Annotated in this window: 22 protein-coding genes; 20 read left to right on the top strand and 2 right to left on the bottom strand. The window is 43.6% G+C overall.

What is annotated here, in order from left to right; genetic code table 11:
* Positions 1–8: 8 nt before the first annotated feature.
* From N521_RS01815 to N521_RS01755, 13 genes are all read left to right on the top strand, one after another.
* Positions 9–1,112, top strand: a complete 1,104-nt coding sequence (locus N521_RS01815) for an EpsG family protein (RefSeq protein WP_017359194.1) — start codon at positions 9–11, stop codon at positions 1,110–1,112.
* Between the two features lie 27 nt (positions 1,113–1,139).
* Positions 1,140–2,168: a glycosyltransferase family 2 protein gene (locus N521_RS01810; protein ID WP_017359195.1), complete on the top strand. Its 1,029-nt coding sequence runs from the start codon at positions 1,140–1,142 to the stop codon at positions 2,166–2,168.
* Positions 2,168–3,196, top strand: coding sequence for a polysaccharide pyruvyl transferase family protein (locus tag N521_RS01805; RefSeq protein WP_017359196.1), 1,029 nt, complete (start codon positions 2,168–2,170; stop codon positions 3,194–3,196). Before N521_RS01810 ends, N521_RS01805 begins: the two co-directional genes overlap by 1 nt.
* A gap of 28 nt (positions 3,197–3,224) precedes the next feature.
* Entirely contained in the window at positions 3,225–4,754 is a 1,530-nt protein-coding gene (locus N521_RS01800) for an MATE family efflux transporter (RefSeq protein ID WP_035389448.1), read from the top strand.
* A 20-nt stretch (positions 4,755–4,774) separates the two neighbouring features.
* Positions 4,775–5,368, top strand: a complete 594-nt coding sequence (locus N521_RS01795; protein WP_017359198.1) for a sugar transferase — start codon at positions 4,775–4,777, stop codon at positions 5,366–5,368.
* Entirely contained in the window at positions 5,331–6,020 is a 690-nt protein-coding gene (locus N521_RS01790; RefSeq protein WP_046344511.1) for an acetyltransferase, read from the top strand. The genes N521_RS01795 and N521_RS01790 overlap by 38 nt, the downstream gene beginning before the upstream one ends.
* A complete protein-coding gene (locus tag N521_RS01785; RefSeq protein ID WP_008347739.1) occupies positions 6,017–7,180 on the top strand; it encodes a DegT/DnrJ/EryC1/StrS family aminotransferase in 1,164 nt (387 codons plus the stop codon). Before N521_RS01790 ends, N521_RS01785 begins: the two co-directional genes overlap by 4 nt.
* Before the next feature lie 168 nt (positions 7,181–7,348).
* Positions 7,349–8,968, top strand: coding sequence for a nickel ABC transporter substrate-binding protein (nikA, locus tag N521_RS01780; protein WP_035389446.1), 1,620 nt, complete (start codon positions 7,349–7,351; stop codon positions 8,966–8,968).
* An 18-nt stretch (positions 8,969–8,986) separates the two neighbouring features.
* Positions 8,987–9,931 carry a nickel ABC transporter permease subunit NikB gene (gene nikB / locus N521_RS01775; RefSeq protein WP_035389444.1) on the top strand — a complete coding sequence of 315 codons (945 nt, stop codon included), beginning with the start codon at positions 8,987–8,989 and terminating at the stop codon, positions 9,929–9,931.
* Positions 9,928–10,761 (top strand): nickel ABC transporter permease subunit NikC, encoded by an 834-nt coding sequence (gene nikC, locus N521_RS01770; protein ID WP_035389442.1) that lies wholly within the window; start codon positions 9,928–9,930, stop codon positions 10,759–10,761. Before nikB ends, nikC begins: the two co-directional genes overlap by 4 nt.
* Before the next feature lie 4 nt (positions 10,762–10,765).
* On the top strand, positions 10,766–11,581 hold the full coding sequence (nikD, locus tag N521_RS01765) for a nickel import ATP-binding protein NikD (RefSeq protein ID WP_197025605.1): 816 nt from the start codon (positions 10,766–10,768) through the stop codon (positions 11,579–11,581).
* A 13-nt stretch (positions 11,582–11,594) separates the two neighbouring features.
* Positions 11,595–12,410 (top strand): ABC transporter ATP-binding protein, encoded by an 816-nt coding sequence (locus N521_RS01760; RefSeq protein WP_035389438.1) that lies wholly within the window; start codon positions 11,595–11,597, stop codon positions 12,408–12,410.
* 63 nt (positions 12,411–12,473) lie between these two features.
* Positions 12,474–13,799 (top strand): MATE family efflux transporter, encoded by a 1,326-nt coding sequence (locus tag N521_RS01755; protein WP_035389436.1) that lies wholly within the window; start codon positions 12,474–12,476, stop codon positions 13,797–13,799.
* A gap of 24 nt (positions 13,800–13,823) precedes the next feature.
* Here the strand turns inward: N521_RS01755 and yvfG are convergent, their stop codons facing one another.
* A complete protein-coding gene (gene yvfG / locus N521_RS01750; RefSeq protein WP_017359206.1) occupies positions 13,824–14,039 on the bottom strand; it encodes a protein YvfG in 216 nt (71 codons plus the stop codon).
* Between the two features lie 70 nt (positions 14,040–14,109).
* Between yvfG and rpoN the strand changes: the two genes are divergently transcribed.
* Both rpoN and N521_RS01740 read left to right on the top strand, forming a co-directional pair.
* The gene (gene rpoN / locus N521_RS01745) at positions 14,110–15,408 is read left to right on the top strand and encodes an RNA polymerase factor sigma-54 (protein ID WP_024719845.1); all 1,299 of its coding nucleotides are present in this window, start codon (positions 14,110–14,112) and stop codon (positions 15,406–15,408) included.
* Positions 15,409–15,582: 174 nt separating this feature from the next.
* Positions 15,583–16,320 carry a FadR/GntR family transcriptional regulator gene (locus N521_RS01740; protein ID WP_035389433.1) on the top strand — a complete coding sequence of 246 codons (738 nt, stop codon included), beginning with the start codon at positions 15,583–15,585 and terminating at the stop codon, positions 16,318–16,320.
* Between the two features lie 27 nt (positions 16,321–16,347).
* On the opposite strand, the gene N521_RS01735 is transcribed toward N521_RS01740, so the two are convergent.
* The gene (locus N521_RS01735) at positions 16,348–17,790 is read right to left on the bottom strand and encodes a sigma-54 interaction domain-containing protein (RefSeq protein ID WP_035389431.1); all 1,443 of its coding nucleotides are present in this window, start codon (positions 17,788–17,790) and stop codon (positions 16,348–16,350) included.
* A gap of 209 nt (positions 17,791–17,999) precedes the next feature.
* Between N521_RS01735 and N521_RS01730 the strand changes: the two genes are divergently transcribed.
* From N521_RS01730 to N521_RS01710, 5 genes are all read left to right on the top strand, one after another.
* On the top strand, positions 18,000–19,193 hold the full coding sequence (locus tag N521_RS01730; protein ID WP_035389429.1) for an ornithine--oxo-acid transaminase: 1,194 nt from the start codon (positions 18,000–18,002) through the stop codon (positions 19,191–19,193).
* Positions 19,194–19,330: 137 nt separating this feature from the next.
* Positions 19,331–20,716 (top strand): amino acid permease, encoded by a 1,386-nt coding sequence (locus tag N521_RS01725; protein WP_051632367.1) that lies wholly within the window; start codon positions 19,331–19,333, stop codon positions 20,714–20,716.
* 288 nt (positions 20,717–21,004) lie between these two features.
* A complete protein-coding gene (locus N521_RS01720) occupies positions 21,005–22,042 on the top strand; it encodes a sugar-binding transcriptional regulator (protein ID WP_008347711.1) in 1,038 nt (345 codons plus the stop codon).
* A 31-nt stretch (positions 22,043–22,073) separates the two neighbouring features.
* Positions 22,074–23,081 carry a type I glyceraldehyde-3-phosphate dehydrogenase gene (gene gap, locus N521_RS01715; RefSeq protein WP_012011304.1) on the top strand — a complete coding sequence of 336 codons (1,008 nt, stop codon included), beginning with the start codon at positions 22,074–22,076 and terminating at the stop codon, positions 23,079–23,081.
* Between the two features lie 213 nt (positions 23,082–23,294).
* Complete coding sequence (locus N521_RS01710) at positions 23,295–24,479, top strand: phosphoglycerate kinase (protein WP_017359212.1); 1,185 nt, start codon at positions 23,295–23,297, stop codon at positions 24,477–24,479.
* The last annotated feature ends 2 nt before the right edge of the window (positions 24,480–24,481 follow it).

The raw sequence follows: 24,481 nt of genomic DNA, 5'->3' as shown, positions 1-24,481 counted from the left end.
ATTGGCAGATGGCGGTTTATTTGGTGAACATGATCATGGTCTATTTATGGTCGAGCTTTGCTGCATTTTATGGCAGACGTGATGATACCATACAAAGCGGCTGGCGGCCGAACAAGCTTCTGGTGTTTTTTCCATTTTTATTTCTTTGTATTGTGGCGGGCATACGCTACAAAGTAGGAACTGATTTCGTAACCTATGGACAAATGTATGAGTTCTCCGTCAACTATGACAAGCCTTGGCATATTTTCGGATTCGGTGTAGACAAGGCCGCCACTGATCCGGGCTTTACATTGATCTTGTGGATGCTCAATCAACTGTCACATGAGCCGCAAATCATGTATATCACAGTTGGGATCATCACCTATTTTTTTATTATCAAAACACTTGTGCGATATGGACGGCCATTTGAGCTTAGTATGCTGCTATTTCTCGGCACATTTCATTATTACGCTTCGTTTAATGGCATGCGGCAGTATATGGTGGCGGCGATTCTTTTTTATGCCATCCGATTTGTCATCAAAGGTCAGTGGAAATGGTATTTTCCGCTCGTGCTTGTATGCGCGCTGTTTCATTCCTCGGCACTCATTATGATTCCAGTCTATTTCATCGTCAGAACAAAGGCATGGTCTTGGATGATGCTTGTGTTATGTATGATTTTTCTAGGCTTAACCGCTCTGTATGACCGCTTTGTCTCCGTGTTTGTGGTGATGCTGCAAGGGAGTTCTTATGGTCATTACGAGGAGTGGCTGACAACGAATACGAATGGAATGAATGTGACGAAAATTGGTGTCTTGATTTTGCCGTTATTGCTTGCGTTCTTTTATCGAAAACGACTTCGTGAGCTGACGCCAGAGAGTGATTATATTGTGAATTTTTGCTTGCTTGGATTTTTGTTTGGCATCCTTGCAACGAAGGATGTCATTTATGCAAGATTTCATATTTACTTTGGTCTGTATCAGCTCATTTTACTGCCTTATTTCACACGGATTTTTGATCAGCGAACCAATTTTTTTATGTATATCGGAATTGGGGTTTGCTATATTTTGTACAGCATCATGCTGATGCCGTTTGATTCTTCTGTTTTACCGTACCGAACGATTTTTACAAAGTAGATTTGAAGAAAGGTGGGGCTTGCTGTCATGCCAGCTATCAGTCTATTGGTCGCAGTCTATAACACTAGTCAATATGTGGAGCAGTGTCTTCAATCGATTGCAGACCAAAGCTTTTCAGATATAGAGGTCATCCTCATTAACGATGGATCTACCGATCACAGTGGAGACATCCTTGAAGCGTTTGCTGCGCGTGATGAGCGATTTCGGGTGATTCACCAAACCAATCAAGGGCTGGGAGCGGTGAGGAACAGGGGCATAGAAGAAGCAACAGGAACGTATCTTGCCTTTGTTGATTCAGACGATGTTCTCGCTCCTCAATACTGTGAGGCTTTATATCAAGAAGCCGAAAACACTGGTGCCGATCTTGTTGTTAGTGAATATTGGATTCAGTTTGAACAGTCAAAACGGATCATACCGACGACGCTGTTAGCTCAGCAGAAAGCCGATAAGACAAGTTTAATAGAATCGTTATTACATGGTGAGATCACGGGATTTTCATGGAATAAGCTGTATCGGCGGGCATTTATCGAAAAGCATCATATCCGTTTTCCGTTGAGAGGTGAGCTTGAGAATATTGAAGATCAATATGTCACGCTGCGCTGTTTTTCTTTATCACGTGTCATTGCCTTTGTTCATGAGCCGCTTTATTATTACCGGGTTCATTTGTCATCCATTGTCCAGCGATATCAAAAGCAGTATTTTCAGCATGGACTGGCGTTTTATGACGCGCAGCGTTTGTTTTTAAAAGAGCATGATGAGCTGACACCATATGAGAAGGCTTTTTGTTTTTTTATCGTGAATCATACGCTGCATTGTATGCTCAATGAATGGAAGAGCCAAAATTCCCTGTCCTTTCAAAAAAAGCTTGGTCATATGCGTGAAATGGTGACACATGAAGCTTTTCAGAAGGCTGTGAAACAAGTGGAACCATCGAAGCTGACTGTGCGAAAGCGAATGATCTTATTCCTTGCTAGGCTGCAGTGGGTGTATCCGCTCTCTGCCGCAGCTTCAAGCTATCAAAAATGGATTGAATATCAAACGAGAAAATCGGGGTGATGAGTGTGACATTCCAGCAATTAAAAGCACATGCCGCAGAGTGGCTGCTCTTAAAGGTCAAGTATCCACTTCAATATAGGTTGAGCCGCCAAAGACTGCCAGAGCTGCGTCATCAGAAGAAGATCATTCTCACGCTGCTACCGGCACATGACAACTTAGGTGATCATGCGATTGCCTATGCGAGCTGCTGTTTTTTACAAAAGCATTTTCCAGACTATCAAATCATAGAAGTAGACATGCAGGAGATGTATCGTCTAGCACGTCCGCTGAAGCACGCGCGGCACCCAGAGGACATTGTCTGTATCATCGGCGGGGGCAACATGGGCGATTTATACCGATATGAAGAATGGACAAGACAATTTATCATGAACGCCTTTAAGTCCTATCCCGTCATTCAGCTGCCCGCTACTGCTCATTTTACAGAAACAAAGAGAGGGAAAAGAGAAGAACGCCGCGCCATTCAAGCATATCAGCAACACCCGAGGCTTCTTTTGATGGCAAGAGATCAAACCACCTATCAATGGATGAAGCAGCATTTTCCTAATAAAGAGGTGTGGAAACAGCCTGATATGGTCCTGACATTAGACGAAACATCAAAGAGTCAAACCCGTAAAGGAGTGCTGCTTTGTCTGCGTGAGGATAAGGAGGCATATCTCACGAAAGAGAAACGAGAACAACTGCAGGAGCATATCAAAGAAACGTATGATCAAGTTGGTTTTATCACAACAACCATTGGGAAGCGAGTGAATCGAACGACTCGTTTAGAGGAATTATCCACGTTATGGACGCAGTTAAGACAGGCACAAGTCGTCGTGACAGATCGACTGCATGGCATGATCTTTTGTGCGATCACACATACACCGTGTGTTGTCATCAGGTCGTTTGATCATAAAGTCATGGAAGGATATGAATGGGTAGCGCACTTGCCATTTATGACCCTTTTGAAGGAACCAACGGAGGAAGCGGTGAAAAAGGCCATTCATCAGCATATGAAAACAAGCGGACAAAAGGGAGAGGAAGCTGGATGAAGGCCCTTAAACACTGCGTGAAATCACCATGAACCGTGCGTTTCTTTACAATGTCAGTGCAAATGTGATGACGTTTATCTTGATGATGCTGATGTCTGTTTGTTTAACGCCTTACATTGTTCATACACTTGGAGTGGAAGCGTTTGGTCTGATTCATCTGACGCAAAATATGATCAATTATTTATCGGTCATTACGGCTTCATTAAGTGCTGTGGTGGTGCGTTTTTTTTCTGTTGCCGCTCATAAAGGAGAGATGGAACAAGCGCAGCGCTATCTCGCTTCCTATTTTGTCAGTTCTCTTTTTTTATCCATCTGTCTTTTTTTACTTTGTCTATTCATGTCTCAGCAGCTGGTTGACTGGCTCCATGTGCCTGCTCATCTTGCAAAAGATACACAGATCGCCTTTGTGTTAGGGGGTCTTTTATTTATGCTCAATTTCGTCATGTCTGGTATTGGGGCGGCACCATTTTATGCGAACAAATTATATGTATCGAGTGTTGGACAGGCCATTCAGATGTTTGGCAGGGCGCTTGTGATTGTTCTGTTATTTACCGTGACAACACCAGCCATTTGGCATATTCCGCTTGCAGCCGTTATAGGGAGTCTCGCCGCTTTGGGAATGGGTCTCTATTATTTTAAGAAACTCATTCCTTGGTTTTCGTTTAAGTGGCGGTACGTTTCTTTATCTTCAAGTCTCACGCTGGTTCGATCAGGGGTGTGGCATTCATTTGAACAAATGGGCATTTTGTTGTTTTTACAAATCGATTTATTGATGACCAACTTACTGATTGGGGCAGAAGCGACTGGACAGTATGCCGCCATTTTACAATTTCCATTATTATTGCGCACCCTTGCAGGGACACTTGCGGTTGTGTTTGCGCCAACGATCACAAAATTATATTCAAATCAAGACGAGCAGGGGCTCATTCAATACGCTGCCAAAGCCATGAAATGGAGTGGTTTATTTGTGGCATTCCCCGCGGCTCTGTTAGGAGGTCTTGCCGGTCCGCTCATGCTGTTATGGCTTGGACCAGCCTTTGAGGAGCTGAAATGGCTGCTGATGATTCATGCGGCTTATTTGTGTTTCACGTTGATGTTTTTACCGCTGACCTATGTACCGACTGCCTTTAACCGATTTAAAGTGCCGGCGGTTGTGACACTCATATTAGGCGGTTCCAATGTCCTGTTCGCCTATGGACTGACTCACCTACTTCAGCTCGGGTTATATGGCATTGCATCAGCAGGAGCCGTTGTTTTATTGATGAAAAATATCGTCTTTCTCCCATTGTATACAGCCAAGATCACGAAACAGAAAAGTACCATCTTTTATAAACATACAGTCGTTCCGCTGTTTGGGGCTCTGTTCATATGGGGGATCTGTGCCGGCATTCAGGCTGTGTATGATGTGACGAGATGGTGGGAGCTATTTTGTATTGGCGGAATATGTTTCGTTCTCTACTTAGGCTATTTGTATCAATTTGCAGGAACAAAACAAGAGCGGATACAGCTCATGCGTAAGGTGAAACAAGCTGCTATTGAACGAGCTGTCTCCCGCTAGTGTGGAAAGGAGAAGCAATGATGAAAAGAATAATAGATGTGGTCGTGGCACTGACACTGCTCATCGCAGGGAGTCCTCTTTTCCTTCTCATCTATGGACTCATTCGGTGGAAAATCGGAGCGCCTGTGGTGTTTCGACAAGAACGGCCTGGTCTGTACGGACAGCCGTTTATGCTTTATAAATTTCGGACGATGACCGAGGAACGCGATGAACATGGCGTACTGCTTCCAGACCATCTTCGATTAACAAAAACCGGCGCCTTTATTCGTAAGCTCAGTCTTGATGAATTGCCGCAGCTTGTCAATGTACTCAAAGGGGAAATCAGTCTCGTTGGACCAAGACCGCTTTTAATGGAGTATTTACAAATGTACACAGAGGAGCAAGCGAAGCGTCATCTTGTAAAGCCTGGTATCACTGGATGGGCCCAGGTGAATGGAAGAAATACTCTCTCTTGGGAGGAGAAATTCACCTATGACCTCTGGTATGTAGAGCACCAATCGTTTTGGCTCGATATGAAAATCTTATGGATGACCTTACTGAAAGTCATCAAAACAGAAGGGGTGCAGCAGCCAAATCATGCAACAGCTGAAAAATTCAAAGGAACTGATACGTAAAGAGCAGCCCATTGGCTTAATAGGGGCTGGCGGACACAGTAAGGTCATTCAGGAGTTGATTTTTTTGCATCCTGAGTACTCATTGTGTGCTGTATTAGACGATCGATTTGAGGAAGCTGACCCTCAAACCGGCATTCTGTATGGTCCGATTTCTATGAGTCAAAAGGTAAGAGATGAAATACCTGATATGCAATGGCTTATTGCCATTGGGCAAAACGAAATCAGACAGAGGATCAAAGAACGTCTCGAATTTGAAGAGAGGGCATTTGCCACACTGATTCATCCAGAGGCAGTTGTGAGCTCGTCAACGAAGGTTGGCGGGGGAACGGTTGTGATGGCAAGGGCTGTTGTGCAAGCAGATGCAGTGATCGGTGAGCATGCCATTATCAACACCGGTTCTATCGTGGAGCATGACTGCTTTCTCGAATCCTTTACGCACCTATCCCCGGGAGCTGTGCTCACCGGCTGTGTCTCTGTGCGAGAGGGTGCTCATATTGGAGCTGGGGCTGCTGTCATACCTGGCAGAACCATTGGAAGCTGGGCAGTAATCGGCGCAGGAGCGGCAGTGACCCGAGATATACATGATCAGAAAGTCGCTGTAGGCGTTCCTGCAATTGAGATCAAAGATCGAAGAGAAGGTGGGAAATCATGAGAGACAGGAAACGAATCTACTTATCTCCTCCTCATATGAGTGGAAAAGAACAGATGAAAATAGAGGAGGCATTTAAAAGCAATTGGATTGCACCATTAGGACCGCTTGTAAATGAATTTGAGCAAGTGGTCGCGGATTATGCAGGGGTGAAGAGAGGAGCAGCATTATCTTCAGGAACAGCAGCCATTCACCTTGCCTTAAAACTCCTTGGCGTTCAAAAGGGAGATATGGTCTTTTGTTCCACTCTCACATTTGTTGCCAGTGCAAATCCTATTTTATATGAACAAGCGACGCCTGTTTTTATTGATTCAGAAAAAGAGACTTGGAATATGTGTCCGCTGGCGTTAGAGAAAGCCTTTGCTGAAACAAAACGACTTGGGAAAAGACCCCGAGCGGTCATTGTCGTTCATTTATACGGACAAAGTGCGAAAATGGATGAAATCATAGCAGTGTGTGAGGCATATGATGTGCCAATCATTGAAGATGCGGCTGAATCGTTAGGCAGTATATATAAAGGAAGAAAAAGCGGTTCAATGGGCAGGTTCGGTGTTTACTCTTTTAACGGAAATAAAATCATTACAACATCAGGAGGCGGAATGCTTGTCAGTGATGATGAAGCAGCGATCGACCGCTGCCGATTTCTCGCGTCACAGGCGAGAGAACATGCCCTACACTATGAGCATCAAGAGGAGGGATATAACTATCGAATGAGCAACCTGCTCGCAGGTGTAGGAATTGCACAAATGGAAGTGTTAGAGGAGCGTGTTCAGCAAAAACGCCGCATTTTCGAGCGTTATCAAGATGCTTTAGCCGATATTGAAGGCCTTCAATTTATGCCAGAATATCAAGACACCACATCAAACCGCTGGCTGACCACATTCACCATTGATCATCATGCACAGATGTCTCCAGTAGAGATGATAGATGCTTTAGAACAAAAGCAGATCGAAGCAAGGCGTGTATGGAAGCCGCTGCACCAGCAGCCGCTCTTTCATGGTTATCCTTTTTATACAACAGCCGATGAAGTCCCTGCATCTGAGTTGTTATTTGAGACAGGTCTTTGCCTGCCATCTGGTACAAGCATGACAGACGCGGAACAGGAGCTTGTCATTGATACACTGTACAACGCCCTGCAAAAGAAAGCATTACCCTCCTCATAGGCTGCTCGTTCATCAGCAGCCTGCCTCTCTTTTTAACAAATCCCTTAATTTGTGGAATAATAAGGAATATATATTGTCATTTCGTTTCAAATATGATATTGACAACAGAGTCCTTCCTCCTTAAAATGAAAATGATTATCAGCATCAATTAGGAGGAGCAACCAACTTATGTCGATTTGGAGTAATTTTCCGAAAATTAAAATAAATACAATATTACCTATCCTACTGATCTTCTTACTAGTAGGCTGTTCTCAAGCAAATAATGGAGCAGGTGGAGACAAGGATCATCCCGATATGATCACCATGGCATGGCCAAGAGATATTGGCGAAATGAATCCGCACATATACAATCCATCACAATTGTTTGCCCAATCCATGATTTACGAACCATTGGTGAGCTATCAAAAAAATGGAAAGCTTAAACCTGAATTAGCAAAATCATGGGATGTTTCCAAGGATGGCAAGGTGTATACGTTCCATCTTAGAGACAATGTCACGTTCTCAGATGGATCTAAATTTAATGCGAATATTGTGAAAAAGAATTTTGATACGATTTTAAAAAACAAAGAAGTACATAGCTGGTTAGGTGTCATAAAGAAAATCAAAAAGACAGAAGCAGTGGACAAGCAAACGTTTAAACTCACATTAACTGAGCCTTATTATCCAACTGTTCAAGAGCTAGCTGTTGTGCGCCCCGTTCGTTTCCTAGGCGAAGCAGGTTTTCCGAAAAACGGAGATACATCAAAAGGAATCGAAAAACCAGTGGGGACAGGTCCTTGGGTATTAAAGACGTACAAAAAAGATGATTACGCGATTTTTGAACGAAATGACCACTACTGGGGAGAGAAACCAAAGGTCAAAGAAATCAAAGTGAAGGTCATTCCAGATGCCGAAACAAGAGTGATGGCATTTGAAAAAGGCGATGTAGATTTACTTTATGGAGAAGGAACGATTAGCCTCGATGCTTTTAAACAATTAGAGGCGAGCGGCAAGTATGAAACGAAGATGTCAGAGCCCATAGCCACTAGACAGCTTGTCATGAACACAAAAGTCGATCAGCTGTCAGATGAGAAAGTGCGTCACGCCCTTCAGTATGCGATCAATAAAACATCATTGGTGGAAGGTGTGACCTCTGGCTTAGAGGATGTAGCGGATCACATCTTGCCGACAAACATGCCATATACGTCAGGCATCCGGGTGAAATCTTTCCAATATGATGTGGACAAAGCGAAGGCTTTACTGGATGAAGCGGGCTGGACGCTTCCAAAAGGAAAAACCATACGGGAAAAAGACGGAAAAACGCTTGAGTTTAGTATGATGTATGACTCAGCAGAATCGATTCAAAAAACAATGGCTGAAACACTGCAGGCAGAATGGGCAGCCATTGGCGTTGGCGTCAAACTTGAAGGTGTCGAGCTGGCGACGCAGGTTCAGCGGTTTAAAGCGAACAAATTTGATATGAACTTCTTTAGCAATTACGGAGCGCCGTATGATCCGCATACATTTATGAACGTTGTCTCATCAGATGGTTTTGGATTCAAAGAGGCGATCTCAGCGTATCCGAATAAAGATAAGCTGATCAAAGAAATGACGGAGATTCCATCGACAACAAATGAAAACAAACGCAAAGCACTTTATTCGTCCGTCTTATCATCCTTGCAAGATCAAGGGGCGATTGTGCCAATCTCTTATTTTAAAAAGACAGCAGTTTATCAAAAAGATGTGAAGGACTTTGATTTCCCTGCGAATCGAGATGAACACCCTTTCACAGGCATCAAGCTGAAGTAACAGAAGGAAGGTAAGCAAATGAGCCGCTATATCATCAAACGAATGTTATCCATCATTCCTGTATTTCTACTAGCCACACTGTTCACAACTGGCATGATTCATCTGTCACCAGTTGATCCAGCGGAGGCATATTTAGCAGCGGCTCATATTCAGCCTACTGATGAGGTATTAGCCCAAAAACGAAGTGAATTTGGTTTAGATGAACCTTTTTACATGCAGTACCTTCATACGATTGAAAAAGTCGTCCGTCTTGATTTTGGGCGGTCGTATATGACCAATCAGCCTGTGCTTGATGAGGTGATCTATCGAATACCTGCGACGATTCAATTGGCGTTCACTAGTCTGCTGATCGCAATTTGTGTCAGTATTCCACTGGGCTTTTTCAGCGGGTTGAGAAAAAACGGCGTTGTAGATCATGTGAGCCGGATGATTTCCTTCCTAGGAGCATCTATCCCGACCTTTGTTTTGGGATATTTGCTCATCTTCTTTTTTTCAGTGAAACTCGATCTTTTACCTGTTGAAGGTGTTGGTACATGGGAACATCTTGTACTGCCATCCATTACACTGGCTGTGCCGTTAATTGCGATGTATACGAGATTATTGCGAGCGAGTGTGAGTGAGACGCTTCACGAGCCTTTTGTTCAATATGCGAGAATGAGAGGGTTAAAGGAACAATCGATTATGTTCAAACATGTCTTCAGAATGGCGATATCACCGATGCTGACAGGACTTGGCGTGAATCTTGGCAAGCTACTCACAGGGACTATTATTGTAGAGGCTGTTTTTTCATGGCCTGGATTTGGACGATTTTTTATTGAAGCGATCTTTAACCGGGATCTGCCGGTCATTCAATTTTATGTGTTGATGGCGGCGTGTATCTTTATCTTAAGCAGCTTGATAGTGGATCTTCTTCAGCTGCTCATTGACCCCCGTATTTCTAGAAAGGAAGGCCGCCAGCCATGATGACAAAAGTAAAACACCTCTTCTATCATCAAAAGATGATCTCGATCTGTGTGGTGCTGCTCGGTCTCCTGCTCATTGTGACGATATGTGCACCATGGATCGCTCCGCATGACCCAGCGGCTGTCAATCTTGCAATGAAGCTAAAGGGTTCTTCATGGGAGTATCCTCTAGGCACCGATCAATTGGGAAGATGCAATTTATCCCGTATTCTATATGGTGCTCGTATTTCACTAGGCTGTGCGTTGTTAATCTTTGTTTCCTCTCTATCTATCGGTTTAATCGTAGGGCTGATATCTGGATATAAAGGCGGCTGGATCGATCACGTATTGATGAGATTGTGCGACGGGGTCATGGCATTTCCGAATTTGGTACTGATCCTCGGATTAGTCGGTATTTTTGGACCGGGGCTTTCTCAAGTGGTGCTGGCTTTGATGCTCGTTCAGTGGGTGTATTACGCCCGCGTCTTTCGAGGGATGGTCCTTAGTTTAAAAGAACAAAACTTTATTGCAGCTGCGAAGATTAGTGGTACTTCCCATTGGAATATCATGAGAAAGCATATGATTCCGAATGTACTGCCGCCACTCGCGGTTGTGGGCACACTTGAAATGGGCTGGGCGATTATGGACATTTCCGCCATGTCTTTTCTAGGCTTAGGGGTTCAGCCCCCTACGCCTGAATGGGGAGCGATGATCCATGAAGGAAAATCTTATATTCAAACAAATCCTCAGCTGATGCTTTATCCGGGTCTTGTGATTATGGCTGTGGTCATTCTATTCAACTTACTGGGAGAAGCCCTTTCAGAGAAATATGGCATCAAACGTCGTGTGTAAAGGAATGAGTCAGTTGGAAGAGTCTATTTTAAATATAGAGAACCTGCATGTGCATACGAAAACGCCGCAAGGAACCATTTCTCTCGTTCAGGAAATAGCATTTGAGGTAAAGCGCGGTCAAATTGTTGGATTAATTGGTGAGAGCGGATGCGGAAAAACGGTGACAAGTATGTCGATCTTAAACATGCTTGATCGAAAAACAACGGAAGTGACTGGCAGTATCACTCTACAAGGTCGAGAATTGATCGGTTTGAGTGAACAGCATATGCGGTCTATTCGTGGCAAAGATCTCTCATATATTATGCAAAATCCAATGAATAGCTTTACGCCTGTATGGACAATTGGACATCAATTGATTGAAACAATCCGCCGGCATACATCTGTCAGTAAAAGGAAGGCTCGGGTCCAGGCAATTGAAGCCTTAGAGAAAATGAACCTGCCCCATCCAGATCAATTACTGAGTAAGTACCCTTTTGAATTAAGCGGGGGGATGCTCCAGCGTGTCATGATTGCTATGGCTGCCTGTATGCATCCGCCTCTGATCATCGCAGATGAACCGACAACCGCATTAGATGTACACAATCAGAAGCTGGTGCTTGAGCACTTGAATCAAATTCGTCATGAATACGGAACGGCGATTTTGCTCATTACCCACGATCTTAGTGTGATTGCGGAAATGGCAGACCAGGTCGTGGTGATGAAACAAGGAAAAATCGTTGAAAAGGCTGAAGTTCTTGAGCTTTTTGAACACCCGAAGCATGATTATACAAAGAAACTTTTAGCAGCTCGTCCATCCATTCCAGCTGTTTGCCCGATTTGAGGTGAGAAGACCGTTGCATTTATTAGAAGTGAAAGCAGTTAGTCATTCATATGGTAGCCGATCGTTTCTGATGAGGACAAAAGGGAGAGCCCCTGTCCTGAAAAACGTCCATTTGACCATTGAAGAAGGCACTTGTTTTGGATTATTAGGTCAAAGTGGTGCAGGAAAAAGTACACTCGGCCGCATCATCCTTGGACTAGAGAAGCCAAGTAGCGGACAAGTCCTGTTTGAAGGTCAGGATATCATTCGTGCAGATCAGCGGACACATCAGCATTTCCGCCGGCATGTACAAGCGGTATTTCAAGATTCATATTCAGCAGTGAATCCAAGATGGACAGTGGAACAAATTCTATCTGAGCCGCTTGAAAACTATGAACCAATGACCCGAAAAAAACGTCAGCATATACTGATTCACTGGTTAGAAAGAGTGGGGCTCAGTGAGCAGGATTTGTCCAAGTACCCATACCAATTTAGCGGCGGCCAGCTACAGCGGATCAACATCGCCAGAGCACTGGTGCTTCAGCCAAAGCTCATTGTGCTGGATGAATCAGTCAGTAGCTTAGATATGGTTACGCAGGCAGTCATTTTAGATTTGTTAGTCGAATTAAAGAAAGAGCTGAAGCTTGCATACTTATTTATTACACATGATTTGACAGCGGCCTATCATTTAAGTGATCAATTAGCGATTCTTGATCAGGGTGAGCTTGTGGCTCAGTTTCAATCGAAGGATGATTTCTTTATATCAGAGCACGAAGCTGTGCTGAAAATGAAGGAGGCAACGCTCGCCAGCCACCCTTTGTCTCGAACGATTGGCAGGCCGGTTCGTTAACTTTTTCATTCCCTCAATGCCTCTTTTAAGAGAGGCTATTTTTCATGAAAGGCAGGTGGCATCGTGAACCATCGAGCATATTTAGCTTTGGCGATCCCTTTAACCATTTCAACGATGACCACGCCATTACTTGGAGCTGTCGATACAGCAGTTGTCGGACAGCTTGCCAACCCCGCTTATATAGGAGGCGTCGCAGTCGGCAGTCTCATTTTTAGTACATTGTACTGGCTGTTTGGTTTTCTGCGGGTAAGTACATCTGCTTTTGCCGCCCAAGCAAACGGAGCGCAGAACGAGGAGCAGGGTGTTCTTGCTTTTCTAAGGCCTTTTTTGCTGGCTATTATTGTCGGGCTTTGTTTTATTGCTCTTCAATGGCCCATTATTCAATCCGCATTATGGATCATCTCTCCTGCTGCTGATGTGCGCGAATATGCAGCGGACTATTTTCATATTCGGATCTGGGGAGCGCCATTTACCTTGATGAATTACGTCATACTCGGCTGGCTGATGGGGATGGCAAAAATGAAAGAAGCCCTTTCTTTACAAATTTTGATCAATGTCATGAATATGATCTTGGCATTGATCTTAGTTCATGCGTTCTCTTTTGCCGTCAAAGGTGTGGCAGCGGCGACATTGATCTCTGAACTCACTGCTTTTGTGTTAGGTGCCTGGATCATCTTGAAGCATACGTCAAACGGTTTTCGGATGCCGTCTATCCGGCAGGTGACGGACACACGTGCAGTAAAGAAAATGTTTCATGTGAATAAAGACTTGTTTATCCGAACGATCTGTCTGCTTGTCGTGATCAACATGTTTACAGCGAAGGGAGCGTCTTTCGGAACGGAGCAATTGGCGGCGAATGCCATTTTATTTCAAATTCACTACATCATGGCCTATTTGTTCGATGGATTTGCCAATGCGTCCAGCATCCTTGTCGGTAGATCAGTAGGGGCGAACGACCGAGCGCTTTATGATAAAACATTAACCCTTTCGAGACAATGGGCAGTTGTGATGGCATGTGTCATTGCGGCAGGTTACTTTTTCTTTAAAGTACCGATTTTGAGCCTGTTTACAAATTTGCCTCAGCTTCTTGATGTGACACTGCAATATGCCGATTGGCTCGTTCTTTATCCGTTCGCTGCTTGTTTTGGCTTGGTGATTTATGGTGTATTTACAGGTGCGACAGAAATTGCTCCTGTCAGGAATTCAATGCTGTTTGCGATGATTTTGTTTGTGGCTGTTCAAGCGGCAGTCATTCCGATATGGCACAATCACGGACTATGGTTTGCCTTTATCATTTATACTGTAGGGCGGTCCGGCTTTTTGATGATGTACAAATCGAAGCTGGATCAAAAGCTTTTCCTACATGATAAACACCCTTTGCAATCGTGACAAAGGGTGTTGTTTGTCGTCCATTTATTCGCTTTCTTTTTTCACCTTTTGGTACGCTTCATCGAGATGCTGAATTCGCTTCAAGACAACAGCATTTTTCGTCAATTGATCCTGCACAAGTGTAGAAACCACCGAACGATAATAAGCGTTCATGGCATGAATCTTGTCTTCATGTTGATTCATGGCAATGTGCTGTTTTAAGTTATCAATAAAGTATGGAACGGAAAAAAGTTCAGACATGGACATCACTCCTATTTCGTATATACGGTCCGTCAATCTTCATGTAAAATGATGAGAGGGAGGGGAGACAATGAGCCTTAAACTGCAACAAGAACTAGTATTAAAGCAGGTACTCACACAAGAACTCAGGCAGGCGATTACGCTGCTGCAATTGAATTGTGCAGAGCTGGGTGAGTATCTTGATCAGTTAGCGCTTGAGAACCCTCTGATTGAGCGGAAAGACACGGACAGCTATCAACCAGTTTATCATAAAAGAACGCAAGATCGAATGACAGAGCCGTATCGTACGCATCAAAAAGAAAGCCTGCAAATGTATTTAAAGAGACAGGCCATTGATTTGAATTTAAGTGAAAAGAATCAAAGGATTTTTCAATTCATGATTGAGTCCATTGATTCCAATGGCTATTTAAATGAACCGGTTGACCAAATGGCCGCTGTGTTACAGGCTTCGGCAGAAGAAGTAGAGGCCGTTCTTCATCAGCTTCAATCATTAGAGCCTGCCGGTATTGGCGCTAGATCATTGCAAGAATGCATCCTGCTCCAGCTTAGACGAAAAAAGGATCGCTGGTATGAAGCAGAGCTGATCATCGAAGGGCATTTCTTTCTTTTCGCAAGGAAGGCTTGGAAGGAAATCGCAGCTAAAACAGGTATGCCGTTGAAAACCCTGCAAGCCATACAAGATGAGGTATCGCTTCTCGAACCAAGACCAGGCCTTCATTTCTCTTATGAAGACCAGGATGTGTATATAGAACCAGATGTGTTGATTACAGCTGCGGGAGGTCACATCACATTCGAGCTGAACCAGCGTGCTTTTCCGGACATTGAAATGAATGAAGGGTATTTCGCCATGATTCAAGATCAAAAGCGGCATGAAGCATATGCATATTTAAAGGAAAAGCATCAGCAGTACAATTGGCTTGTTCAAGCGCTGAAGCAGAGAAAACAAACGATGACAAATGTCGTTCGTGAGATTATCTTACAACAGACTGATTTTTTCCTGACCGGTAAGCATAAAATGAAACCGCTTACGATGAAGCGGGTTGCAGATATATTACAAGTGCATGAGTCGACAGTGAGTCGAACAGTCAAAGGGAAAATGGTGCAGACCCCTTATGGGTTAATGGAAATGAAACAGTTTTTCCAAGCGAAACTAGAAGGGCATTCGCTCGAAGAAGCATCCAGCTACACAGTGAAGACCCACATTGCAGAGCTGATTCAATCAGAAAATAAGAAAAAACCGTATTCGGATCAGCAAATCATGACGCAGCTTCAGCAAACCTTTGGTATCCGCGTCTCTCGCAGAACCATTGCCAAATATCGTGAACAAATGAATCTTCCGTCTTCCACGCTGCGGAAGCGATATGATTAAAAAGAAGCACATGCCAGAAACAATGGCACGTGCTTCTTTTTTGATGAGTGGAAGAGTGAGAGAAGATTTCTTGAGAATTGAGAAAAGGGAAGACGTGTGATTTGAAATTTTGGGGTAAAGTATAAGATAGGGCATGAGCCGATAGGGTAGACAACAGTGATGAGGTGAGACCAATTGAAATATAAACAAATCAAAACGAAAAAAATATATGAAGAAATTGCGGATGCATTAATCGAATCCATTCGAACGGGGGAGCTTCTTCCGGGCGAAAAATTAGACTCGGTTCAAGCACTTTCTGAAAACTTTCAAGTCAGCCGTTCCGCTGTGAGAGAGGCGCTGTCCGCTCTGAAAGCGATCGGATTAATAGAGATGAAGCAAGGAGAAGGCACATATGTGAAGCAGTTCGATCCTGAGCAGCTCACATTTTGTTTATCTCCTGCTTTTTTGATGAAGCAGCAGGATATCGTGCAGCTTCTTGAAGTGAGATCAATCATTGAATCAGGTGCTGTCAAAAAGGCAGCATTGCTGCGGACAGACGATGACCTCCATCGACTGCATGAGGCACTAGAACAAATGAAGCGTGCAGAGGCGCATAAAGAAATTGGTGAGGAGGCAGACCTCACATTTCATCTTGCCATCGCTAAAGCCTCAAAGAATCATTTACTAGCGGCGTTAATGAATCAGGTCTCAACCTTGTTAATGGAAACGATGCGAGAAACAAGAAAAATCGTGTTATTCTCAAGAAAAGCGTCCATACGTCAGCTTTACAAAGACCATGAACGTATTTATCAAGCTGTCATGGACAAGCAGCCAGAAGAAGCGGAGAGGGCGATGCTTACACATTTGGAAACAGTAGAACAACTTCTTGGTGATGTGCTGCAAGAACAGGAAGGAAAGCCAGATATTCAATAAGCTGTGCCACATAAGGGCACAGCTCTATTATTGAAGAGAAATATGCAGCTTTTTCATTCGATATTGCAGACTTTGCCTGCTCATGCCCAATATCTTTGCAGTCTGTGAAATATTGTCGTCCATTTTATTTAAGTAATGGACGATGTATTGTTTTTCAAATCGTTCCATTTGGGTTTGGAAATCAGTTGTATGATCTGAGCTCGTGTAGACAAACGTATCAGCTGCAGCTGCTAGATTAAGCGGACTCATCTGCATGTGTTCACTAGGACGTCCTTCTCCTTGCTTGAAACGGAAATGGTAAGGAAGGTGATGCATGCTTAAGTATGTTTCGTCCATCATCATATTCATCCCAGCTTCAATCACATGCTCCAGTTCTCTTACATTGCCCGGCCAATGATACGTTTGGAACAGGGCAAGTACCTCTTCATCAGCCGCCTTCACATTCATTTGAAACAGTTCATTATATTTTTGAATAAAATGCATGACAAATGTGGGGATGTCTTCTTTTCGCTCAGAGAGTGGCGGGATAAACAAGGTGACAATGCCAAGCCGGTAAAATAAATCCTTTCGCATCCGTCCACCTGCGATCGCATCTACAGGGTCCTCATTCATATTAGCAATCACTCTCACATCAATGGCGATTTCCTTTGTACTGCCTAACCTTCTTACACGTTTCTCTTGCAAGACGCGCAATAGTTTTGCTTGAAGAGCTGGGTGTAATGAGTTGATCTCATCTAAAAGCAGTGTACCTCCTTGTGCTTGTTCGAATAGACCCGGCTGATCTGTTGCCCCTGTAAAAGCCCCTTTTTGTGTTCCAAAAAGCAGACTTTCAATCAGGTTATCAGGCAGTGCTGCACAATTCTGCGTAATAAATGGTCCAGATGAACGGCTGCTGCCATTATGAATGCTTTGTGCAAATAGTTCTTTCCCCGTCCCTGTCTCACCAACAATCAGCACATAAGAAGAGGTACGTGTGGCTCGTTTCGCATGTTCAATCACTTCTAAAAAGGCAGGACTCTCCCCAATGATTGAATCAAATGTAAAGCGTGTGTTTCCTTTTTTCTTCATATTGTGATGAATGAGCCGTTCCAGTTTCGTGACATCATTCGAAATTTCAACTGCCCCTTGAATCAAACCGTCTCGAACGAGCGGGTATGTATGGTTAATCGTTGTGATTTCTTTTCCATTGTAGTTGTGATACGTCTGCTTTGCATGAACCGTCTGTTTCCCGGTTCGCAGCGCTTGGACAAGTGTACTGTGCATCTCATCCTGAAACACAAAGAGGTCTAAGACATTTTTATAAAGGACATCAGAACGTTTTAAAGATTCGATCTCCATCATTTTTTTGTTATAAACAATGGTATTGCCATTTTCGTCAATGGCGTGAACCCCAACATCAATTAAATCGAGCATTTGTTTATATAGATCAATCTCATTTTCGAGCTTTGCGGTATGCTGATCTTTTTTCACTTGCGCCACCTCCAGACATTACCTCTATTTTACATGAAAAATTTTGCGGTTTCCTCTAAAAAAATTTGCATATGCAAAATATTTTTGCGGTAAAGATGAGCACAATCCTAGACACAGAGCGATCACTAAGTTGGCATGATCCTTGCATAACATAAGAGTGAAGATGAACCCAATCAAAAGAGGCAAGCTTATAGAAGGAGGAATACACGATGACACAGACAAAAGCATTGATTCATCAAACAGAACAATACGGTGCGGCGAATTATCATCCGTTGCCAATTGTGATTTCAGAGGCTGAGGGAGTGTGGGTGACTGATCCTGAAGGCAACCGCTACATGGATATGCTCAGTGCATATTCTGCAGTGAACCAAGGACATCGCCATCCCCGCATTATTGAAGCGCTTAAAACACAAGCTGACCGCGTGACACTCACATCAAGGGCCTTCCATAATGATCAGCTTGGCCCATGGTATGAGAAGATCTGCAAATTAACGAATAAAGAGATGGCATTGCCGATGAATACGGGTGCCGAGGCTGTGGAAACGGCGATAAAGGCAGCGAGACGATGGGGCTATGATGTCAAGGGAATCGAAGAGAATCGAGCAGAAATCATTGCATGTACCGGGAATTTTCATGGTCGTACAATGACGGCTGTGTCACTTTCTTCGGAAGCAGAATATCAAAGAGGTTTCGGTCCGATGCTCCCAGGCATAAAGCTCATCCCTTATGGAGATATTGAGGCGTTACGCGAAGCAATCACTCCGCAAACAGCAGCTTTTCTCTTTGAACCGATTCAAGGAGAAGCGGGCATTGTCATGCCGCCTGAGGGCTTTATAAAAGAGGCAAAAGCGATCTGTGAGAAGGAACATGTGTTATTGATCGCAGATGAAATTCAAGTGGGATTAGCTCGGACCGGCAAGATGTTTGCATGCGACTGGGAAGATATTGAGCCGGATATGCTGATTCTTGGTAAAGCACTTGGCGGTGGGGTATTCCCGATCTCATGTGTTGTAGCAAATCGTGATATTTTAGGTGTGTTTAACCCAGGATCTCACGGGTCTACCTTTGGCGGGAATCCTCTTGCGTGCGCAGTATCGCTAGCTGCACTAGATGTTTTAATCGACGAGAAGCTTGCCGAGCGCTCATTGGAGCTTGGGGAATATTTCAAAGACAAACTGTCACGCATTCAAAGTCCTGTCATTAAGGAAGTGCGCGGGCGTGGACTATTTATTGGAATGGAACTGACTGAGGCAGCTAGACCCTATTGCGAGAAGCTCAAGCAAGCCGGGCTGTTATGCAAAGAAACCCATGAGACAGTAATTCGATTTGCACCGCCGCTCACCATTTCAAAAGAAGACTTGGATTGGGCAATCGCTCATATCGAAGCGTTATTTCAAGCATAAATGATCAAGGGAGAAGACTTCAAATTCTCCCTTTCTCTTTCAATGAACGGCGAATTTTGTCAAAGGTTGATGAATAGAAGAGTGAAAGTGGGGAAGCGGATTTGAAGCCAGAACAGCATAATGAATTAGAGCGTTCCATGAAAAGCAGACATCTCTTTATGATTGCCTTAGGTGGGGTCATCGGAACAGGCCTTTTCCTTGGGTCAGGACTCATTATTCATCAGGCAGGCCCAGGGGGAGCCATTCTTTCGTTTATCATTGGCGGATTGCTCATGTATTTGGTGATGCTCTGTCTTGGTGAATTAGCAGTGGCGATGCCGACAGCTGGTTCCTTTCAGGAGTATGCAACCAAATATATAGGTCCGTCCACAGGCTTTATGATCGGCTGGCTTTATTGGTTTAGCTGGGCATGTACAATTGGACTTGAGTTTACATCAGCAGGTATTCTACTCCAAAGGTGGTTCCCAGATATCCCTGTTTGGCTTTGGTGTCTTGCCTTTAGCGTCATCTTATTTTCCATCAATGCCATCTCGGCACGCAGTTTCGCTGAAACAGAGTTTTGGTTTTCAGCCATCAAGGTTGCTGCGATCTTATTGTTTATTATCATTGGAATTGGCGCAATTTTCGGAATGATTCACTTGAAAGGTGGGGAACCAGCCCCTCTATTTCGTCATTTGACGGATCATGGTGGACTTTTTCCTAATGGTGTTTTTGCGATTTTATTAACCATGGTCACAGTCAATTTCTCCTTTCAAGGAACAGAGCTTGTAGGGATTGCAGCAGGGGAGAGTGAAAGTCCAGAAAAAACACTCCCGCGCTCTATTCGGAATATTATTTGGCGGACGATGGTCTTTTTTGTTTTATCGATTGCGGTTCTTGCAGCACTTCTTCCATGGCAGACCGCCGGCGCAGTGGATAGTCCGTTTGTTGTGGTGTTGGACAAGGTCGGCATACCATACGCTGCAGATATCATGAATTTTATTATCATTACAGCCGTTTTATCTGTAGCGAACTCTGGATTATATGCATCATCACGTATGCTTTGGGCGCTTTCAAAAGACGGGAAAGGACCTGTTTTCACGAAAAAATTATCCAAGCGTAAAATCCCGATCAATGCCTTATTGGTGACAATGGGTGTATCCGCTCTATCACTGCTCACGAGTGTTGTAGCACCAAAAACGGTATATGTCTGGCTCATATCCATTTCGGGTATGGTGCTTGTCGTGGTTTGGATGTCGATTTGTTTATCCCAATACTTCTTTAGGAGGCAATTCATAAAAGAGGGCGGAGATGTAAAGAATCTTGTCTTCCGAACGCCTTTTTATCCATTTGTGCCATTAGCAGGCTTTATCGCATTTGGCATTGTTCTTATCAGTTTATTCTTTATTGAGGATCAGCGGATTGGTCTTTATTGCGGAGTTCCATTTATGGCCGCCTGCTACATCATTTACTACCTCAAGATTAAACCGAAGGAAGATGCGAAACGATTTAATGAAGAGAAAGAAACGATACCGAAAACATAAGCAGGCGGCTTTTGACCGCCTGCACCTTTTCAAAGACAAATGCATTCAATATAGAAGAAAATAAATAGTTTTAAAAAAATAAAATGGCGGAAAGCTAGATGACAAGCAGGTTATCGGTCAAAATGTGTCTATTTTTTGTCTAAATGTGTTTGTAAGAGTTGAAAATGCAAGATTATCCTGTTAAAATAATTAAAGAAAGCAGGGATTGATTTTTTTTGGCTGTGGCGGGACGTTTTTTGTCACAGTGGGACGTTTTTAGTCCAACGTGAAAAGAAAGGGTCGTTAGCCATGAATCGTTTATTGGAAGCTCAAAAAAAATTATTACCAGATCTTCTCACAGTTATGCAAAAACGCTACGACATTTTGCAGTACATCAGATTAGCTGAACCAATTGGTCGCAGAAGTCTTGCGACAAGTCTTGGTCTGAGTGAACGTATTTTAAGAGCTGAAGTTCAGTTCTTAAAGGAACAAAATCTGCTGGATGTCAAAACGAGCGGTATGATGCTGACGACTGAAGGTCATGCTTTGCTTGAAATGCTTGAAGGAATGATGAAGGACGTTTTAGGTTTAACCTTTTTGGAAAATACATTAAAGAGGAAATTAGGCCTGGAAGAAGTCATCATTGTTTCTGGTGACAGCGATGAATCCCCGTGGGTGAAGCAAGAAATGGGAAGAGCTGCTGTCCAATGTATGAAAAAAAGGTTTACTGGAAATAATATCGTCGCCGTCACTGGCGGAACGACGATGGAAGCTGTTGCCGAAATGATGACCCCTGATGCCAAAAATCGCGACATGATGTTTGTCCCTGCGAGAGGCGGTCTTGGGGAGAATGTAAAAAATCAGGCAAACACCATTTGTGCCCACATGGCTGAAAAAGCTTCCGGTACTTACAAACTGCTGTTTGTTCCAGGACAGCTGTCAGAAGGTGCTTACTCTTCCATTATTGAAGAGCCGTCTGTCAAAGAAGTGCTTCAAACAATTAAATCATCCACGATGCTTATTCATGGAATCGGTGAAGCAAAAACAATGGCGATGAGACGAAACACACCCGCTGAAGATTTAAAAAAGATTGATGAGCATGACGCAGTGACAGAGGCCTTTGGCTATTACTTTAATCGTGATGGTGAGGTCGTCCACAAAGTGCACTCCGTCGGCATGCAGCTAGATGATTTAGAAAGCATTCCACACATCATTGCTGTTGCAGGTGGATCATCAAAGGCTGGGGCCATTGAAGCTTATTTCAAAAAACCCCGCCGAACGGTTCTCGTCACAGACGAAGGAGCCGCAAAAGAGTTATTAAGGGAGTCAATAGATCCCTCAATATAAAACATTGTGACCTATAAAAGGAGGAAACATCATGGCAGTAAAAGTCGGTATTAACGGATTTGGACGTATTGGACGTAACGTATTTCGTGCAGCATTAAACAATCCTGAAGTTGAGGTAGTAGCGGTTAACGATCTAACAGACGCTAACATGCTTGCACATCTTTTACAATATGACTCTGTTCACGGAAAACTAGATGCAGAGGTTTCTGTAGACGGTACGAACTTAGTAGTGAACGGTAAAACAATCGAAGTATCAGCTGAGCGTGACCCTGCGAAATTAAGCTGGGGTAAACAAGGCGTAGAAATCGTTGTTGAATCTACTGGATTCTTCACAAAACGTGCAGACGCTGCTAAACACTTAGAAGCTGGCGCTAAAAAAGTCATCATCTCTGCTCCTGCTAACGAAGAAGATATCACAATCGTTATGGGTGTAAACGAAGACAAATACGATGCAGCTAGCCACGATGTCATCTCTAATGCATCTTGTACAACAAACTGCTTAGCTCCATTTGCAAAAGTACTTAACGATAAATTTGGTATCAAACGCGGTATGATGACAACTGTTCACTCATACACAAATGACCAACAAATTCTTGATCTTCCGCACAAAGACTACCGTCGTGCTCGTGCAGCTGCGGAAAACATCATCCCAACTTCTACAGGTGCTGCGAAAGCTGTTTCACTTGTATTGCCTGAACTTAAAGGTAAATTAAACGGTGGCGCTATGCGTGTTCCAACACCTAACGTTTCTTTAGTTGATCTTGTTGCTGAATTAAATCAAGATGTAACGGCTGAAGATGTAAATGCAGCACTTAAAGAAGCAGCTGAAGGAGAACTTAATGGAATCCTTGGCTACAGCGAAGAGCCATTAGTATCTGGTGACTACAATGGTAATGCAAACTCTTCAACAATCGATGCTCTTTCTACAATGGTAATGGAAGGCAGCATGGTGAAAGTCATTTCTTGGTACGATAACGAGAGTGGATATTCTCACCGCGTTGTTGACCTTGCAGCTTACATTGCAAAACAGGGTCTTTAATTTCTCACACTGAAGGAACTCACTTGGTTCTTTCCTAGAGACACGATATAATGAAGACGGACAAGGGAAGGGGAAGCATCCCTTTCCCTTTTTCTCTGTATTTATCCGTTCTGCACGATTTCTCGTTTTGATGAGGGCAAAATGGGAAAAGGATAAAGAGAGACTTGTCCAATGCGTAAGGAAACCAGAATAAAGGAGGATCTCCTGACGAGCATGAATAAGAAATCAGTAAAAGACATTGACGTAAAAGGTAAAGTTGTGTTCTGCCGCGTAGATTTTAACGTTCCAATGAAGGACGGAAAAGTGACGGATGATACTCGTATTCGCGCAGCATTACCAACGATTGAGTATTTAACAGGACAAGGCGCAAAGGTACTACTAGCTAGTCATTTGGGTCGTCCGAAAGGTCAAGTTACTGAAGAACTGCGTCTGACACCTGTAGCAAAACGTCTGCAAGAGCTTCTTGGACAAGAAGTGAAAAAAGCAGATGAAGCTTACGGCGACAACGTGAAAAAGCAAATCTCTGACTTAAAAGAAGGAGATGTGCTAGTGCTTGAAAACGTTCGTTTCTATCCTGGTGAAGAAAAGAACGATCCTGAATTATCAAAAGCGTTTGCTGATTTAGCCGATGTGTATGTCAATGATGCGTTCGGTGCTGCACACCGTGCACATGCATCCACAGCTGGTATTGCAGCGTATCTTCCGGCTGTTTCAGGCTTCCTCATGCAAAAAGAGCTTGAGGTTCTAGGGAAAGCCATTTCAAACCCTGATCGCCCATTTACAGCGATTATCGGTGGCGCAAAAGTAAAGGATAAAATCGGTGTAATTGAAAGTCTTCTTGATAAAGTGGACAACCTGATCATCGGCGGCGGACTTGCTTATACATTTGTCAAAGCACTTGGCCACGAAGTAGGAAAATCTCTATTAGAAGAAGACAAAGTAGATTTAGCGAAATCCTTTATGGACCGTGCAAAAGAAAAAGGCGTGAACTTCCTGATTCCAACAGATGTTCTGGTAGCCGACGACTTTTCAAATGATGCGAATACAAGCATTGTGCCAATCTCTGAAATTCCAAGTGATCTAGAAGCACTTGATATTGGAACAGAGACAAGAGAGAAGTATGCTGATGTCATTAAAAACAGCAAACTTGTTGTCTGGAACGGACCAATGGGTGTATTTGAAATCGATGCATTCGCTAAAGGAACAAAAGCAATCGCAGAAGCACTGGCAGAAGCAAAAGATACATATTCTGTCATTGGTGGTGGAGATTCAGCAGCAGCTGTTGAGAAATTTGGTCTTGCCGATCAGATGAGCCATATTTCTACAGGTGGCGGCGCTTCACTTGAATTTATGGAAGGCAAAGAACTTCCAGGTGTGACTGCATTAAACGATAAATAAGA

It is taken from the genome of Bacillus sp. UNC125MFCrub1.1 (assembly GCF_000701305.1).
Taxonomy (GTDB): domain Bacteria; phylum Bacillota; class Bacilli; order Bacillales; family Bacillaceae; genus Bacillus; species Bacillus altitudinis.
The sequence above is the reverse complement of the archived record's forward strand: the minus strand, read 5'-3'. Positions and strand labels throughout refer to the sequence as shown.

What these genes read in the sequence shown, in the direction of transcription:
- N521_RS01785 (WP_008347739.1), top strand. Translation starts at nt 6,017, where the DNA reads ATGAGAGACAGGAAACGAATCTACTTATCTCCTCCTCATATGAGTGGA.
- N521_RS01790 (WP_046344511.1), top strand. Translation starts at nt 5,331, where the DNA reads ATGCAACAGCTGAAAAATTCAAAGGAACTGATACGTAAAGAGCAGCCC.
- N521_RS01720 (WP_008347711.1), top strand. Translation starts at nt 21,005, where the DNA reads ATGAATCGTTTATTGGAAGCTCAAAAAAAATTATTACCAGATCTTCTC.
- N521_RS01800 (WP_035389448.1), top strand. Translation starts at nt 3,225, where the DNA reads ATGAACCGTGCGTTTCTTTACAATGTCAGTGCAAATGTGATGACGTTT.
- nikD (WP_197025605.1), top strand. Translation starts at nt 10,766, where the DNA reads ATGAGTCAGTTGGAAGAGTCTATTTTAAATATAGAGAACCTGCATGTG.
- N521_RS01805 (WP_017359196.1), top strand. Translation starts at nt 2,168, where the DNA reads ATGAGTGTGACATTCCAGCAATTAAAAGCACATGCCGCAGAGTGGCTG.
- yvfG (WP_017359206.1), bottom strand. Translation starts at nt 14,039, where the DNA reads ATGTCTGAACTTTTTTCCGTTCCATACTTTATTGATAACTTAAAACAG.
- N521_RS01810 (WP_017359195.1), top strand. Translation starts at nt 1,140, where the DNA reads ATGCCAGCTATCAGTCTATTGGTCGCAGTCTATAACACTAGTCAATAT.
- nikC (WP_035389442.1), top strand. Translation starts at nt 9,928, where the DNA reads ATGATGACAAAAGTAAAACACCTCTTCTATCATCAAAAGATGATCTCG.
- nikA (WP_035389446.1), top strand. Translation starts at nt 7,349, where the DNA reads ATGTCGATTTGGAGTAATTTTCCGAAAATTAAAATAAATACAATATTA.
- N521_RS01795 (WP_017359198.1), top strand. Translation starts at nt 4,775, where the DNA reads ATGAAAAGAATAATAGATGTGGTCGTGGCACTGACACTGCTCATCGCA.
- nikB (WP_035389444.1), top strand. Translation starts at nt 8,987, where the DNA reads ATGAGCCGCTATATCATCAAACGAATGTTATCCATCATTCCTGTATTT.
- N521_RS01730 (WP_035389429.1), top strand. Translation starts at nt 18,000, where the DNA reads ATGACACAGACAAAAGCATTGATTCATCAAACAGAACAATACGGTGCG.
- N521_RS01815 (WP_017359194.1), top strand. Translation starts at nt 9, where the DNA reads ATGGCGGTTTATTTGGTGAACATGATCATGGTCTATTTATGGTCGAGC.
- gap (WP_012011304.1), top strand. Translation starts at nt 22,074, where the DNA reads ATGGCAGTAAAAGTCGGTATTAACGGATTTGGACGTATTGGACGTAAC.
- N521_RS01725 (WP_051632367.1), top strand. Translation starts at nt 19,331, where the DNA reads ATGAAAAGCAGACATCTCTTTATGATTGCCTTAGGTGGGGTCATCGGA.
- N521_RS01710 (WP_017359212.1), top strand. Translation starts at nt 23,295, where the DNA reads ATGAATAAGAAATCAGTAAAAGACATTGACGTAAAAGGTAAAGTTGTG.
- rpoN (WP_024719845.1), top strand. Translation starts at nt 14,110, where the DNA reads ATGAGCCTTAAACTGCAACAAGAACTAGTATTAAAGCAGGTACTCACA.